The sequence below is a fragment of the Pseudomonas sp. KH_017 genome (genome assembly GCF_057840285.1).
This window is the reverse complement of the sequence record NZ_CM174509.1, coordinates 5945421-5960164: the sequence shown is the minus strand read 5'-3', so window position 1 is coordinate 5960164 and position 14744 is coordinate 5945421. Positions and strand designations below refer to the sequence as shown.

Here is a 14744-nt window from a genome sequence, read left to right as displayed (position 1 = left end):
AAGATCAACTGTGGGAGCGGGCTTGCCCGCGAAGGCTGCGACGCGGTGTAAAGCGAATCCCAATAAAAAGCCCCGCAAGGCGCGAACCATGCGGGGCTTCGGGTGTTGCGGGGAAGTCTTACAGGCCGGCAGCAGAACGCAGGGCGTCGGCGCGGTCGGTTTTTTCCCAGGTGAACGTGGTGAAGGTGTCGTCACCCACGGTCTTGGTTGCCGGGGTGCGACCGAAGTGGCCGTACGCAGCGGTTTCCTGATACATCGGGTGCAGCAGGTCGAGCATGGTGGTGATCGCGTATGGACGCAGGTCGAACACTTCGCGGACCAGTTTGACGATCTTGTCGTCGCTGATCTTGCCGGTGCCGAAGGTGTTCAGCGAGATCGACGTCGGCTGGGCAACACCGATGGCGTAGGACACCTGAATCTCGCAACGCTCGGCCAGGCCGGCGGCAACGATGTTCTTGGCCACATAACGACCGGCGTAGGCTGCCGAACGGTCAACCTTCGATGGATCTTTACCGGAGAACGCGCCACCGCCGTGACGGGCCATGCCGCCGTAGCTGTCGACGATGATCTTGCGACCGGTCAGACCGCAGTCACCCACCGGGCCGCCGATGATGAACTGGCCGGTCGGGTTGATGTGGAACTGGGTGTCCTTGCTCAGCAGTTCGGCCGGCAGCACGTGCTTGACGATCAGCTCCATCACGCCTTCGCGCAGGTCGTTGTACGACACTTCCGGGTTGTGCTGGGTCGACAGAACGACGGCGTCGATACCGACAACCTTGCCGTTTTCGTAACGGCAGGTCACTTGCGACTTGGCGTCCGGACGCAGCCAAGGCAGCAGGCCGGATTTACGGGCTTCAGCTTGCCTTTGTACAAGCTGGTGCGAGAACGTGATCGGTGCAGGCATCAGCACGTCGGTTTCATTGCTGGCGTAGCCGAACATCAGGCCCTGGTCGCCGGCGCCCTGATCTTCAGGCTTGGCACGGTCGACACCCTGGTTGATGTCGGGGGACTGCTTGCCGATGATGTTCATCACGCCGCAGGTCGCGCCGTCGAAGCCGACGTCGGAGCTGGTGTAGCCGATGTTGGTGATCACGTCACGAACGATCTGCTCCAGGTCAACCCAGGCGGAAGTGGTGACTTCGCCGGCGATGATCGCCACGCCCGTTTTCACCAGAGTCTCGCACGCCACACGGGCGAACTTGTCTTCAGCAATGATGGCGTCCAGCACCGCATCAGAAATCTGGTCGGCGATTTTGTCCGGATGCCCTTCAGACACGGACTCGGAGGTGAAAAGGGAGTATTCGCTCATCTCGATGTTTTCCTGAAATTACCGATGGTGAGTGTTGCCAGCCGGCCGCTGAAAATGGCGGACCTGGATCTGGAAACCATTACGTAAGCCTACATAGAGGCTTTCCCCGGGAACGAGTCCCGCAGCGGTGGCCCAACGGGCCAGATCGTCCTGTTCAAACCCCAGCCAGAGATCACCGCAGGCCTCCTTGGCCCAACTCTGGTTGTGGCTACATAACTCTGTCACTAACAGGCTACCGCCTGGTTGCAGCAAATTGGCCATGTGCTTGAGCGCATCGGCCGGCGCGGCAAAATGGTGCAGCACCATGTTCAGTACCACGCAATCGGCCTTGAGGCTGACGCCGTTCAATGCATCGGCCAGTTGCAGGCTAACGTTAGTCAGCTTGTCGCGTTCGCAGACCTGGCGCGCCAGTTCGAGCATCGCGCTGCTGTTATCCAGCGCCGTAACCTGCGCGAAGCGGCGCGCCAGTTCCGGCAGGAATGCGCCATCGCCGGGGCCGACTTCAATGGCTGTGGCGTCTTTGTCGAAGCTCAGCTTGTCGAGCAGGGCCACCACGCTTTCGCGGTATTGCGGCAGGCCGGCGATCAAGTCTTGCTGGGCGCGAAACTTCTCCGCAACCCGCGAGAAAAAGTCCTGGCTGGCGGCCGCCCGTTGCCCATGGACCAAGGTGATGCGCGACTGTACGTCAGTCGGCAGCGTCAGGTTGTCCACTTCTTCGAGCAGTGCTGCGTGCAGTTTGCCGCCCAGCAGTTCGGTGTGGGGCAGGGCGCGACGGTAGAAAATCGCATTGCCTTCGCGGCGCGTCGCCACCAGGTCGGCCTGGGCCAGTACCTTGAGGTGGTGGCTCATGCCTGACTGGCCGATGCCGAAGATCTGCGCCAGTTCCAGCACACCGAACGAGTCGTTGGCCAGTGCGCGCAAAACATTCAAACGCAGGGGATCGCCGCCAGCCTTGCACAAGGCCGCCAGCTCATCGCAATCGTCATGTTGAATGGAGGGCACGCGTAAATTCATAAGGCCGGCAGTCTAGTCACGGGTCGAAGGCATCGCAAGAGCAATATCAAAAAGTTTTGATATTGCTCGATAGATGGCACTTCTTAACGTTAGCTTCAGTCAACAAACGGACGGCGGAAAGGTTTCACCAAACGAAACCGTCGTTATCCATTGGAAAAACGCCTTCAGATGACTATCTGTCATTGCCCCGAGGCGTCCCGGTGAGGGAAAATGCTCGCCTTTTTTCCGTTTCGTTTTATTCAAGCCCCCAGGAGAACAGCGATGCCTAGCCGTCGTGAGCGTGCCAACGCCATTCGTGCCCTCAGCATGGATGCCGTGCAAAAAGCCAACAGCGGCCATCCCGGTGCCCCGATGGGTATGGCGGATATCGCCGAGGTACTTTGGCGCGACTACCTCAAGCACAACCCGAGCAATCCATCGTTCGCCGACCGTGACCGCTTCGTGCTGTCCAACGGCCATGGCTCGATGTTGATCTACTCGCTGCTGCACCTGACCGGCTACGACCTGTCGATCGACGACCTGAAGCAGTTCCGTCAATTGCACAGCCGCACCCCGGGCCATCCGGAACTCGGCTACACCCCGGGCGTTGAAACCACCACCGGTCCACTGGGCCAGGGCCTGGCCAACGCCGTGGGTTTTGCCCTGGCTGAGAAGGTCATGGCGGCGCAGTTCAACCGTCCTGGCCACAACATTGTCGACCACCACACCTATGTGTTCCTGGGTGATGGCTGCATGATGGAAGGCATTTCCCACGAAGTCGCTTCCCTGGCCGGTACCTTGGGCCTGGGCAAACTGATTGCCTTCTACGATGACAACGGCATCTCCATCGATGGCGAAGTCGAAGGCTGGTTCACCGACGACACCCCGAAGCGTTTTGAGTCCTACAACTGGCAAGTGATCCGCAATGTCGACGGTCACGACCCGGAAGAGATCAAGACGGCGATCGACACTGCGCGCAAAAGCGATCAGCCAACCCTGATCTGCTGCAAGACCACCATCGGCTTCGGTTCGCCGAACAAGCAAGGCAAGGAAGACTGCCACGGCGCCCCGCTGGGTGACGCGGAAATCGCCCTGACCCGCGCGGCGCTGAAATGGAGTCACGGCCCGTTCGAAATCCCGGCCGATATCTACGCCGAATGGGACGCCAAGGAAGCCGGCCGCGCCGTGGAAGCCGAGTGGGACCAGCGTTTCGCTGCCTACTCCGCAGCATTCCCTGCCGAAGCCAGCGAACTGGTACGTCGTCTGAGCGGCGACCTGCCGGCTGACTTCTCGGAAAAAGCCTCGGCCTACATCGCCGAAGTGGCGGCCAAGGGCGAAACCATCGCCAGCCGTAAGGCCAGCCAGAATGCCCTGAACGCGTTCGGCCCGTTGCTGCCTGAGTTCCTCGGCGGTTCGGCTGACCTGGCCGGTTCCAACCTGACCCTGTGGAAAGGCTGTAAAGGCGTCACCGCTGAAGACGCCAGCGGCAACTACATGTACTACGGCGTGCGCGAGTTCGGCATGACCGCGATCATGAACGGCGTCGCCCTGCACGGCGGCCTGGTGCCTTACGGCGCGACCTTCCTGATGTTCATGGAATACGCGCGCAACGCGGTGCGCATGTCGGCCCTGATGAAGCAACGTGTGATCCACGTCTACACCCACGACTCCATCGGTCTGGGCGAAGACGGCCCGACTCACCAGCCAATCGAGCAACTGGCCAGCCTGCGCTGCACGCCGAACCTCGACACCTGGCGCCCAGCCGACGCCGTTGAATCGGCGGTGAGCTGGAAGTACGCGCTGGAGCGCAAGGACGGTCCTTCGGCCCTGATCTTCTCGCGTCAGAACCTGCAACACCAAACCCGTGACGCCGGCCAGATCGCCGACATCAGCCGTGGTGGCTATGTGCTCAAGGACTGCGCGGGCGAGCCTGAGCTGATCCTGATTGCCACCGGTTCGGAAGTCGGCCTGGCTGTTCAGGCTTTCGACAAACTGACCGAGCAAGGCCGCAAGGTTCGCGTGGTGTCCATGCCGTGCACCAGCGTGTTCGATGCCCAGGACGCCGGCTACAAGCAATTGGTCCTGCCGTTGCAAGTCAGCGCCCGTATCGCCATCGAGGCTTCCCATGCGGACTACTGGTACAAGTACGTGGGTCTGGAAGGTCGCGTGATCGGCATGACCACTTACGGCGAGTCGGCGCCTGCGCCGGCCTTGTTCGAAGAGTTCGGCTTCACCCTGGAAAACATCCTGGGTCAGGCTGAAGAGCTGCTGGAAGACTGATCCAGAAAAGATGTCGTCTGGACTGACGTCTTCGCGAGCAAGCCCGCTCCCACATGGGGTCAATGTTGTGAGCACTATTTGTGTCTCACAACAAATCCCCTGTGGGAGCGGGCTTGCTCGCGAAAGCGATGGTCCAGGCGCCATCGCACTAACGGATTCACCACGGTAATCGAGAACCCCATGCCTCAACCGCGTCCTTACAAAGTTGCACTCAACGGCTATGGCCGGATTGGTCGTTGCGTCTTGCGTGCGTTGTTCGAGCGAGGCGACAAGGCCGGGTTCGAGATTGTCGCGATCAACGATCTGGCGGACATGGCCAGCATCGAATACCTGACACGCTTCGACTCCACCCATGGCCGGTTCCCCGGCGAAGTGAAGGTCGACGGCGATTGTCTGCATATCAATGGCGACTGCGTGAAGGTCCTGCGCAGTGCCACCCCCGAAGGCATCGATTGGGCGTCCCTGGGCGTCGATCTGGTGCTGGAGTGCTCCGGCGCTTATCACACTCGCGAAGACGGCCAGCGTTTCCTCGACGCCGGCGCCCCGCGTGTGCTGTTTTCCCAGCCGATGGCCAGCGAGACGGACGTCGACGCGACCATCGTCTACGGCGTGAACCAGGATTGCCTGACCGGCGACGAGTTGCTGGTGTCCAACGCGTCCTGCACCACCAACTGCGGCGTGCCGCTGTTGCGCCTGCTGAATCAGGCCATTGGCCTGGACTACGTGTCGATCACTACCATTCACTCGGCGATGAACGATCAGCCGGTCATCGATGCCTACCACCACGAAGACCTGCGCCGCACCCGTTCGGCGTTCCAGTCGGTGATTCCGGTGTCCACCGGTCTGGCGCGTGGTATCGAACGCTTGCTGCCGGAACTTGCCGGACGAATTCAGGCCAAAGCCGTGAGGGTGCCGACGGTCAACGTGTCCTGCCTCGACATTACGATGCAGACCGCCACCGCGACCGACGCCACCGAGGTCAACCGGATCCTGCGCGAAGCCGCCACCAGCGGCCCGCTCAAAGGCCTGCTGGCCTACACCGAGCTACCTCACGCAAGCTGTGATTTCAACCATGACCCACATTCGGCGATCGTCGATGCCAGTCAGACCCGCGTTTCCGGCCCACGGCTGGTGAACATCCTGGCCTGGTTCGACAACGAATGGGGTTTTGCCAACCGAATGCTGGACGTTGCAGAACATTATCTGCAAACAGCAATTTCAAAAAAACCGTAGGAAGTGCGACCCATGACCGTGTTGAAGATGTCCGACCTCGATCTGCAAGGTAAGCGCGTATTGATCCGCGAAGACCTCAACGTCCCAGTCAAGGACGGTGTTGTCACCAGCGATGCGCGTATCCTGGCCTCGCTGCCGACCATCAAGCTGGCCCTGGAAAAAGGCGCGGCCGTGATGGTCTGCTCGCACCTTGGCCGTCCGACCGAAGGCGAGTTCTCGGCCGAGAACAGCCTCAAGCCAGTCGCCGACTACCTGAGCAAGGCTCTGGGTCGTGAAGTGCCACTGGTAGCTGACTACCTGAACGGCGTCGACGTGAAAGCCGGCGACATCGTGCTGTTCGAAAACGTGCGCTTCAACAAGGGCGAGAAAAAGAACGCTGACGAGCTGGCCCAGCAATACGCCGCCCTGTGCGACGTGTTCGTGATGGACGCCTTCGGCACCGCTCACCGTGCCGAGGGTTCGACCCACGGCGTGGCCAAATTCGCCAAAGTCGCTGCTGCCGGCCCGCTGCTGGCCGCTGAACTGGACGCACTGGGCAAAGCCCTGGGCGCCCCGGCCCAGCCGATGGCGGCCATCGTCGCCGGCTCCAAGGTGTCGACCAAACTCGACGTGCTGAACAGCCTGAGCCAGATCTGCAACCAGTTGATCGTTGGTGGCGGCATCGCCAACACCTTCCTGGCGGCGGCCGGTCACCCGGTCGGTAAATCCCTGTACGAGCCGGACCTGCTCGACACTGCTCGCGCCATCGCCGCCAAGGTCAGCGTACCGCTGCCAGTGGACGTGGTGGTTGCCAAGGAGTTCGCTGAAAGCGCCGCTGCGACCGTCAAGCTGATCGCTGACGTTGCTGCCGACGACATGATCCTGGACATCGGTCCGCAGACCGCGGCGAATTTCGCCGAGCTGCTGAAGTCGTCGCAAACCATCCTGTGGAACGGTCCGGTCGGCGTGTTCGAATTCGATCAGTTCGGTAACGGCACCAAGGTGCTGGCCCAGGCCATCGCAGACAGCGCAGCGTTCTCTATCGCTGGCGGCGGCGACACCCTGGCGGCCATCGACAAATATGGCGTTGCCGAGCAGATCTCCTACATTTCTACCGGCGGTGGCGCTTTCCTCGAATTCGTCGAAGGCAAAGTGTTGCCAGCCGTTGAAGTCCTGGAAAGCCGGGCCAAGGCCTGAGGGTCGCCCGTTTGACCAGGCAAGGGAGTGTTGAAATGGTCAAGACGCTAGCGCTGTTGATCGTCGCAGGTTCACTGGCGGCTTGCGGGAGTAACCCGAAAGCCACGCCGGAACCTGCGCCGTCTGCGCCACAGAGCGGTTGCTACCAGGCCGACTGGCAGGCGGAAACCAATCCGGTGCTCAACAAGCGCGCAGGTCCCGAGGGCCTGGACAAATACGAGACCCAGGCACCCGCCAAGGAACATGGATGTCCTTGACGGGTCTGACTCTTTACTCAGGGCTGGCGGCGTGCGCCGTCAGTCGAGGGGCACGGATGAAAGGTTTTATCGCAGTTGCGGCATTGGCGTTGTTGGCGGGTTGTGCTCAGTTGAACCTGTTCCAGTCGTCCGCGCCTGTGGATAACTGGACCACCTGGACCTGCGACAGCCAGGCCAAAGTGCTGTGGCGCTACACCGACGACAGCCTTAGGGAGGTCGACGTGCGCTTGGGCGGTGCCGATCAGGTCTACCGCCTGAAGCAGGAACCGGGTGCATCGGGTTCGCTGTACAGCAATGACATGCTGGCGTTTCACATAAAAGGTGAGGAAGGCCTGGTTTACTGGGTCGCCACCAATGATTTGATTGGCCGTGGCTGTAAAGCGCAGTAACACGATTTATCTGATACGCAGAGATCTAAATGTGGGAGCGGGCTTGCTCGCGAAAGCGGTGGATCAGCTTGCATCACTGTTGAATGTGAAACCGCATTCGCGAGCAAGCCCGCTCCCACAGTGGATCTGTGTAGTTCTTGAGATTTTTGCAACACCGAATCCGCAGCCCGGGCCAACCCCCGATCTGCAAAAACTTGAATAGCCGCCGCCGCTACGGCAGGCTGGCACGATTAACGACCCTCAACCGGGAGAGATATACACAATGGCACTTATCAGCATGCGCCAGATGCTGGACCACGCAGCCGAGTTCGGCTACGGCGTTCCAGCCTTCAACGTCAACAACCTTGAGCAGATGCGCGCCATCATGGAAGCCGCTGACAAGACTGACTCCCCGGTGATCGTCCAGGCTTCGGCCGGTGCTCGCAAATACGCCGGTGCACCGTTCCTGCGTCACCTGATCCTGGCAGCCATCGAAGAATTCCCGCACATCCCGGTGTGCATGCACCAGGACCACGGCACCAGCCCTGACGTCTGCCAGCGCTCCATCCAGCTGGGCTTCAGCTCGGTGATGATGGACGGTTCCCTGGGCGAAGACGGCAAGACCCCGACTGACTACGACTACAACGTGCGTGTGACCCAACAAACCGTGGCCATGGCTCACGCCTGCGGCGTTTCGGTAGAAGGCGAGCTGGGCTGCCTGGGTTCGCTGGAAACCGGCATGGCCGGTGAAGAAGACGGCATCGGCGCCGAAGGCGTTCTGGATCACAGCCAGATGCTGACCGACCCGGAAGAAGCCGCTGACTTCGTAAAACGCACTCAGGTGGATGCCCTGGCGATCGCCATCGGCACCAGCCACGGCGCCTACAAGTTCACCAAGCCGCCTACCGGCGACGTGCTGGCCATCGACCGCATCAAGGAAATCCACAAGCGTATTCCGAACACTCACCTGGTGATGCACGGTTCGTCTTCGGTTCCGCAAGAGTGGCTGGCGATCATCAACCAGTACGGCGGCGACATCAAGGAAACCTACGGCGTACCGGTTGAAGAAATCGTCGAAGGTATCAAGCACGGCGTGCGCAAGGTCAACATCGACACCGACCTGCGCCTGGCATCCACTGGCGCAATGCGTCGCCTGATGGCTACCAACCCGAGCGAGTTCGACCCGCGTAAATTCTTCGGTGCCACCGTCACCGCCATGCGCGACGTATGTATCGCTCGCTACGAAGCCTTCGGCACTGCCGGCAATGCTTCGAAGATCAAGGCGATCTCGCTGGAAGGCATGTATCAGCGTTACCTGAAAGGTGAGTTGAACGCCAAGGTCAACTAAGCCTGAGCGTTAAACTGCTTCGATGAAAAACCCGCCGAGAGGCGGGTTTTTTGTGGGCGATGATCTAAGGCCGGCGTGGTCAGTGTGGGAGCGGGCTTGCTCGCGAAAGCGGTGTGTCATTCAGCGTTAATGTCATCTGACACTACGCCTTCACGAGCAAGCCCGCTCCCACAGTGTCAACGATGCCTCGACATCATTGATTGTGATCGATATCCAGCTTGCTGAAGGTCACTTTGCCGCCTTCAGTGGTGTACCCGGTGTTGTCCTGCACATAGACCCCGGCCTTGAAGTACAGCGGTTTGTCGCGCCAGGTTGTGCTGATTTGCGTATCCCACTGATAACCTGCCGCGCTGATGCCCAAGGCGCCACCGGGGCTGAGGTGAATGAGGTAGTTGAACTCCTGGTCGAGTTTCACCCCCGTCGCAACGACAATCACCCGGCTTGTATCGTCATAGGGATGCATCCGGACCTTGGCAACGATATTGCCGGTGCCTGTACTGGTTTTGTATTGGTATTCGACCTTCACCAGAGGTTTCTGGCTTTGATAGGCATGGATCTGGCCAATGACGATCTTCCCGGAACTCGGCACCTGGTTCACTGCCAGAGTGGCATACAACAAATTGTCGGCCTGCGGGTAATACCAGTTTTTCAACGTGCCGTTGCTGTAGGTTTCGCGCAGTTCGGTGCGTGGGTAAATCGCGTTTTCAGTACGGGAGCCGGTCACGGGCGTCCAGAAAAACAATGTGCCGGTATCTGAATGGAAGTATTGATCCTTGAAGCCATCCACCAGTTTGGCTGTTTCGACGGTGTACGGCGGGCTGCCAACGGGGACGCTGAGGTTCCAGGTTGCGAGGTCGATCATGTCGGTTCTTCCACTCGATTCATGCAGAACGGGCGTGCCAGAAGCTCTAGACCGCACCTTTGGGGCGGCCTTTATAAGCGTAGCGGGAGATTTTGTTAATGCCCGCCTGACGGGTGGTTGACGTCAACATCCTGTCGACGATGCCATCTTCCCGGTTTTCATGGAGCTGAACCATCGACCGTTAGTCGGTAAAAAGACACAATGATTAGATGATGGCCTACTGACACCTTCTGCTTTTGCAGAACCGGGTCTAGAGTGATGGCACCGTATTTGTCCGGTTTTCACGAGAAGCCGGCCTGACACCCCGCAATAAGAGAAGCAGCATGGAATGCGCGCAACCCACGCCAGTAGACGGCGGCTCAACCCTTTTAGTCGTCGACGATTACCCTGAAAACCTGATCAGCATGCGCGCGTTGTTACAGCGCCAGGACTGGCGGGTCATTACCGCCGCCTCGGGTTTCGAAGCCCTCGGCTTGTTACTTGAACACGACATCGACCTGGTACTGCTGGATGTGCAGATGCCGGGCATGGACGGCTATGAGGTGGCGCGCCTGATGCGCGGTAGCCAGCGGACCTGTCTCACGCCGATCATTTTCCTGACCGCCAACGAACAGTCCCGGGACGCCGTGATCAAGGGCTATGCCAGTGGTGCGGTGGATTACCTGTTCAAGCCGTTCGACCCGCAGATCTTCACGCCCAGGGTCCAGGCGTTGCTCGAACACCAGCGTAACCGCCGGGCCTTGCAGCGCCTGAGTCATGATCTGGAAGCGGCTCGTGCCTTTAATGCGTCGGTGCTGGATAACGCAGCCGAAGGCATTCTGGTATTGGGTGAGGACGGCCTGATTCGTTTTGCCAATCCGGCGATGTCACGCTTGCTCAATGCCACGGTGCAGGAACTGCAAGGCAAGGAGTTTGTGGACTACCTGCAAAAACCGCATATCCCGATCTGGGCCGATTCCGAGTTGCTGGCCGGATACAAACGCGGCGAAACCCTGCGCCTGCACGATGCCCTGCTACGAACGGCGCCCGGCCAGCAGGTGCCGGTGGCCTTGTCCTGCGCGCCATTGCCCGCCGAGCAACAGGCGATGGTGGTGACCGTGCTGGACATGTCGGTGGTGCGCCATCTGCATCAGCAACTGGAGTTTCAGGCGGTCACCGATCCGCTGACCGGATTGCTCAACCGCCGGGGGCTCTACCAGACCGTAGAGAACCTGCTGTTGCGCGGTGAGCGTTCCGACAGTTCCTGGGTCTTGATGTACCTGGACCTCGACGGCTTCAAGCGAGTCAATGATTCGCTCGGGCACGATGCCGGCGATCGGGTGCTGCGCTGGGTCTGCGAACAGTTGAAGGCTTGCCTGCGGCCCTTCGACATTCTGGCGCGGATGGGCGGCGACGAATTCACTGTGCTGCTGGATCTGGAGTACCCCGAGCAGGCGGCGAAGATTGCCGAGAAGCTCATCGAGCGAGTGTCGATCTGTCAGCAGATCGACGGCCTCGATATCGCCCTGGGTGCCAGCATCGGCATCGCCACGTTCCCTGATTGTGGTGCCAATCTCGACGGGATGCTGCGGGCGGCCGACATCGCCATGTACGAAGCCAAGCGTGCCGGCCGCCAGCAATATCGCTTCTACGATCATGAAATGAACGGCCGGGCGCGCACGCGGCTGATGCTGGAAGAAAGTGTGCGCACAGCCATCGAGAACCGGGATTTCAATCTGGTGTATCAACCTCAGGTGGCGATTTCCGACGGGCGGATTCGTGGCTTCGAGGCCTTGTTGCGCTGGCAGCATCCGAGCGTTGGCGATGTCCCCCCGGGGCTGTTTTTGCCATTGCTGGAGGAGGCGCGGCTGATCAGTCGCCTGGGCAGCTGGATCTACTATCGCAGCATCGGGCAACGCAAAGCCTGGGGGTCTCTGTTTACCGAGGACCTGGTGCTCGGCGTCAGCTTGAGCAGTACGCAGTTCGGCATGCCGAATCTGGTCACCGAGTTGCGCCAGGTGCTGGAGCGCCATGGCCTGCAACCGCGTCATCTGGAAGTCGAGGTCACGGAAGAGGCCTTGATGCACAACCCCGAAGAAACCCGCAAGCAATTGCGTCTGCTGCACAATCTGGGCGTACGAGTGGCATTGGATGACTTCGGGGCCGGCCCCTGCTCCCTGACGCACTTGCGCGACCTGGAGCTGGATACCCTCAAGATCGACCGCCATTTGATCGCCCGGTTGCCGAAGTCGGCAAGGGATGCGGCGCTGGTGCGCAGTGTGATCGACCTGTGCAAACAGTTCGGGATGCTGGTGATTGCCGAAGGGGTCGAAACCGTCGCGCAGTTTGAATGGCTGCAAGCCAATGGCTGTGAATATGTGCAAGGTTTTCTGGTGGCCCGGCCGATGATGGCCGAAGACACCGGGGTCTTTGTCCAACCGTTTGACTGGAGCGCGCTGGCCCGCTGAATTCGCTACACTGGCGAACTTTTAGTGACCTGTATTGCCGCCCCGATGACCGTGTTGAAATATCTCCAAGCCTATCCCGCCACCTTGCAGGATCAGGTGCGCCAGCTGATCGCCGACGGTCGGCTGGGCGATTACCTGAGCCAGCGTTACCCGCAAAAGCACGGGGTGCAGAGCGACAAGGCGCTGTACACCTATGCCCTGGACCTCAAGCAGGAATACCTGCGTAATGCCCCGGCCATCGACAAGGTGCTGTTCGACAACCGCCTGGACCTGACTCATCGCGCGCTCGGCCTGCATACCACGATCTCCCGGGTGCAAGGCGGTAAACTCAAGTCCAAGAAGGAAATCCGCATCGCTTCGCTGTTCAAGGAAGCGCCTTGCGAGTTCCTGAAAATGATCGTGGTGCATGAGCTGGCGCACTTCAAGGAATCGGACCACAACAAGGCCTTCTACAAACTGTGCGAGCACATGCTGCCGGGTTATCACCAGGTGGAATTCGATGTGCGGGTGTACCTGACGTGGCGGGACATGCAATAGCTATCGCCGCCGAGAATCGCAACAAGGAGTGTGTGGATGGACGTGAGCAAGACCAAGAGCAGCTTCTATCGTCGGTTGTACGTGGCGTACCTGATCGACAGCGGGCTGGCCAGCAGTGTCCCGGCGCTGACCGAGGTCACCGGCATGCCCCGGCGCACGGCACAGGACACCATCGCGGCGTTGGCGGATCTGGATATCGTTTGTGAGTTCGAGCAGGAAGAGGGGGCGCGCAACCATGCGGGGCGCTATCGGATTCGCGAGTGGGGGGCGATCGATCGCGGGTGGATCGAGCGTAATCTGCGGCAGATCAAGGCGGTGTTGGAGTATCCCTGAAATCTTTCAGTGGTTTGACTGACGCCTTCGCGAGCAAGCCCGCTCCCACAGGTTTCCGGTTGGATCAAAATTATTCAATCCAACCGGAAACCTGTGGGAGCGGGCTTGCTCGCGAAGAGGCCCTTACGGACGACGCATCCCGATATGCGGAATGCCATCCTCGACAAACTCCTCGCCCGTCACGACAAACCCGTACCGCCCGTAATACCCCTGCAAATGCGTCTGGGCCGAGAGGTAGATCGGCATTTGCGGCCAGCGTTCTTCAATCTGCTTCAACGCCTGGTCCATCAACGCATGTCCAAGCCCGGCGCCTCGTGCGTGTGGAGCAATGATCACCCGACCGATCACTACGTCCCCGCCTTGCAGTTCCGGGTCGAGCAGCCGCAGATAGGCCACCAGTTGGTTGCTGTCCCAGGCCATCAAGTGGCAAGTGTCACCTTCCAGGTCCTGGCCATCCACGTCTTGATAAGCGCATTGCTGCTCGACGACGAACACTTGCGCACGCAACTGCAAAATGGCGTACAGCTGCTCCTTGCCCAGGTCGCTGTGGTGTTTGCAGATCCAATCGACTGTCATGTTTTGATTCCCTGAAAACGTCGTTCCGATACTAAGCGCACTCACGCCAGAAGTCTTTATGGCGGAAGAATCTGTGACATAGGCCAAAATGCCATCATTCATTTCTCGCGCAGATGTCTTCTTTGTGTAATCTGGATCGAAGCGCTGTGCTGTGGCTTCTATGAGCTAATGCTCAGTACCCGGGACTTGCCGGTACGGGGCCTTGGGGTTTGGCTGAAAACACGTCGGGCAACCTGCCCGCTAAGGATTTCCTGGCATGCCGCGATTGCATCGAGCTTTTGCCTTGATTGGATTGCTGTTGCTGGTTCAGGGGGCGGCGGCAGAAAAACTGCGGTTGGTCGCTGATGCCTGGCCGCCCTTTACCGATGCCACGCTCGTCAACGGTGGTTTGGCCACGGACATTGTCAGTACCGCGCTCGCCAGGGCCGGCTATGCCAGTGAATTCGAGCAGGTACCCTGGGCACGGGCCTTGATGGGATTGGGCGAGGGCCGATACGACGTGCTGGTCAACGCCTGGTACACCGAGGAGCGGACCCGGCTTGGCCAGTTTTCCGGCGAGTACCTGCTCAATCGCGTGCGCTTTCTCAAGCGCAAAGACGCGCCCATCGAATTCAATAAACTGCAGCAATTGCACACCTATCCGATTGCCGTCGTGCGTGGATACGCCTATTCGCCCCCGTTCGACAACGACGAGTCGTTGCAGAAAATCCCTGTGCACAGTTTTGCCATGGCGGTGCGCATGCTCGCGGCCGACCGGGTCAAGCTGACGCTGGAGGATGAATTCGTCGCCCGCTACTACCTGGCTCGTGAGTCACCCAAGGTGCGAAACGCCGTGGAATTCCTGCCCAAGGCGTTGAGCGAGAACAGCCTGCATATCATGGTGAGCCTGAAGAATCCCGAGCATGCACGGATCGTTGCCGGTTTCGACCGCGAGATCGCGGCGATGAAGGCGGACGGGAGTTATGACAAGTTGATCAAACAGCACGGGATGTGAGTGGATGGAGCCAGTTTCTGTGTTGTTGCTG

The 14744-nt window shown here is 59.9% G+C and carries 14 protein-coding genes; 10 read left to right on the top strand and 4 right to left on the bottom strand.

Annotated elements, in window-relative coordinates:
* Window positions 1–118: 118 nt before the first annotated feature.
* Entirely contained in the window at window positions 119–1309 is a 1191-nt protein-coding gene (gene metK / locus AC3IT6_RS27175) for a methionine adenosyltransferase (RefSeq protein WP_008050251.1), read from the bottom strand.
* 18 nt (window positions 1310–1327) lie between these two features.
* Entirely contained in the window at window positions 1328–2323 is a 996-nt protein-coding gene (locus AC3IT6_RS27170) for an ArsR/SmtB family transcription factor (protein ID WP_489353680.1), read from the bottom strand.
* A gap of 261 nt (window positions 2324–2584) precedes the next feature.
* On the opposite strand from AC3IT6_RS27170, the gene tkt reads away from it, so the two are divergent.
* From tkt to fba, 6 genes are all read left to right on the top strand, one after another.
* On the top strand, window positions 2585–4582 hold the full coding sequence (gene tkt, locus AC3IT6_RS27165; RefSeq protein ID WP_489353679.1) for a transketolase: 1998 nt from the start codon (window positions 2585–2587) through the stop codon (window positions 4580–4582).
* 180 nt (window positions 4583–4762) lie between these two features.
* Window positions 4763–5815: an erythrose-4-phosphate dehydrogenase gene (epd, locus tag AC3IT6_RS27160; protein ID WP_150725095.1), complete on the top strand. Its 1053-nt coding sequence runs from the start codon at window positions 4763–4765 to the stop codon at window positions 5813–5815.
* Window positions 5816–5827: 12 nt separating this feature from the next.
* On the top strand, window positions 5828–6991 hold the full coding sequence (locus AC3IT6_RS27155; RefSeq protein ID WP_489353678.1) for a phosphoglycerate kinase: 1164 nt from the start codon (window positions 5828–5830) through the stop codon (window positions 6989–6991).
* Between the two features lie 35 nt (window positions 6992–7026).
* Window positions 7027–7248 carry a hypothetical protein gene (locus AC3IT6_RS27150; protein WP_150725097.1) on the top strand — a complete coding sequence of 74 codons (222 nt, stop codon included), beginning with the start codon at window positions 7027–7029 and terminating at the stop codon, window positions 7246–7248.
* A 56-nt stretch (window positions 7249–7304) separates the two neighbouring features.
* Window positions 7305–7637 (top strand): MliC family protein, encoded by a 333-nt coding sequence (locus AC3IT6_RS27145; RefSeq protein WP_489353677.1) that lies wholly within the window; start codon window positions 7305–7307, stop codon window positions 7635–7637.
* Between the two features lie 262 nt (window positions 7638–7899).
* Window positions 7900–8964, top strand: a complete 1065-nt coding sequence (fba, locus tag AC3IT6_RS27140) for a class II fructose-bisphosphate aldolase (protein ID WP_007981624.1) — start codon at window positions 7900–7902, stop codon at window positions 8962–8964.
* 193 nt (window positions 8965–9157) lie between these two features.
* Here the strand turns inward: fba and AC3IT6_RS27135 are convergent, their stop codons facing one another.
* A complete protein-coding gene (locus tag AC3IT6_RS27135; protein ID WP_489353676.1) occupies window positions 9158–9826 on the bottom strand; it encodes a polysaccharide lyase family 7 protein in 669 nt (222 codons plus the stop codon).
* A 323-nt stretch (window positions 9827–10149) separates the two neighbouring features.
* Between AC3IT6_RS27135 and AC3IT6_RS27130 the strand changes: the two genes are divergently transcribed.
* Genes AC3IT6_RS27130 through AC3IT6_RS27120 form a run of 3 tightly spaced genes read left to right on the top strand, consistent with a single transcriptional unit; the run spans window position 10150 to window position 13143 of the window.
* Window positions 10150–12273: a putative bifunctional diguanylate cyclase/phosphodiesterase gene (locus tag AC3IT6_RS27130; RefSeq protein WP_489353675.1), complete on the top strand. Its 2124-nt coding sequence runs from the start codon at window positions 10150–10152 to the stop codon at window positions 12271–12273.
* A gap of 45 nt (window positions 12274–12318) precedes the next feature.
* Complete coding sequence (locus AC3IT6_RS27125; RefSeq protein WP_223445447.1) at window positions 12319–12810, top strand: YgjP-like metallopeptidase domain-containing protein; 492 nt, start codon at window positions 12319–12321, stop codon at window positions 12808–12810.
* 36 nt (window positions 12811–12846) lie between these two features.
* The gene (locus AC3IT6_RS27120; RefSeq protein WP_007894945.1) at window positions 12847–13143 is read left to right on the top strand and encodes a winged helix-turn-helix domain-containing protein; all 297 of its coding nucleotides are present in this window, start codon (window positions 12847–12849) and stop codon (window positions 13141–13143) included.
* Window positions 13144–13266: 123 nt separating this feature from the next.
* On the opposite strand, the gene AC3IT6_RS27115 is transcribed toward AC3IT6_RS27120, so the two are convergent.
* Entirely contained in the window at window positions 13267–13719 is a 453-nt protein-coding gene (locus AC3IT6_RS27115) for a GNAT family N-acetyltransferase (RefSeq protein WP_489353674.1), read from the bottom strand.
* 256 nt (window positions 13720–13975) lie between these two features.
* Here AC3IT6_RS27115 and AC3IT6_RS27110 point away from each other — a divergent pair, with 256 nt between their 5' ends.
* Window positions 13976–14713 carry a substrate-binding periplasmic protein gene (locus tag AC3IT6_RS27110; protein WP_489353673.1) on the top strand — a complete coding sequence of 246 codons (738 nt, stop codon included), beginning with the start codon at window positions 13976–13978 and terminating at the stop codon, window positions 14711–14713.
* Window positions 14714–14744: the final 31 nt, after the last annotated feature.

Bases quoted from the DNA above. Each gene is read 5' to 3' on its own strand.
- metK (WP_008050251.1), bottom strand. From the start codon at position 1,309: ATGAGCGAATACTCCCTTTTCACCTCCGAGTCCGTGTCTGAAGGGCAT.
- AC3IT6_RS27170 (WP_489353680.1), bottom strand. From the start codon at position 2,323: ATGAATTTACGCGTGCCCTCCATTCAACATGACGATTGCGATGAGCTG.
- tkt (WP_489353679.1), top strand. From the start codon at position 2,585: ATGCCTAGCCGTCGTGAGCGTGCCAACGCCATTCGTGCCCTCAGCATG.
- epd (WP_150725095.1), top strand. From the start codon at position 4,763: ATGCCTCAACCGCGTCCTTACAAAGTTGCACTCAACGGCTATGGCCGG.
- AC3IT6_RS27155 (WP_489353678.1), top strand. From the start codon at position 5,828: ATGACCGTGTTGAAGATGTCCGACCTCGATCTGCAAGGTAAGCGCGTA.
- AC3IT6_RS27150 (WP_150725097.1), top strand. From the start codon at position 7,027: ATGGTCAAGACGCTAGCGCTGTTGATCGTCGCAGGTTCACTGGCGGCT.
- AC3IT6_RS27145 (WP_489353677.1), top strand. From the start codon at position 7,305: ATGAAAGGTTTTATCGCAGTTGCGGCATTGGCGTTGTTGGCGGGTTGT.
- fba (WP_007981624.1), top strand. From the start codon at position 7,900: ATGGCACTTATCAGCATGCGCCAGATGCTGGACCACGCAGCCGAGTTC.
- AC3IT6_RS27135 (WP_489353676.1), bottom strand. From the start codon at position 9,826: ATGATCGACCTCGCAACCTGGAACCTCAGCGTCCCCGTTGGCAGCCCG.
- AC3IT6_RS27130 (WP_489353675.1), top strand. From the start codon at position 10,150: ATGGAATGCGCGCAACCCACGCCAGTAGACGGCGGCTCAACCCTTTTA.
- AC3IT6_RS27125 (WP_223445447.1), top strand. From the start codon at position 12,319: ATGACCGTGTTGAAATATCTCCAAGCCTATCCCGCCACCTTGCAGGAT.
- AC3IT6_RS27120 (WP_007894945.1), top strand. From the start codon at position 12,847: ATGGACGTGAGCAAGACCAAGAGCAGCTTCTATCGTCGGTTGTACGTG.
- AC3IT6_RS27115 (WP_489353674.1), bottom strand. From the start codon at position 13,719: ATGACAGTCGATTGGATCTGCAAACACCACAGCGACCTGGGCAAGGAG.
- AC3IT6_RS27110 (WP_489353673.1), top strand. From the start codon at position 13,976: ATGCCGCGATTGCATCGAGCTTTTGCCTTGATTGGATTGCTGTTGCTG.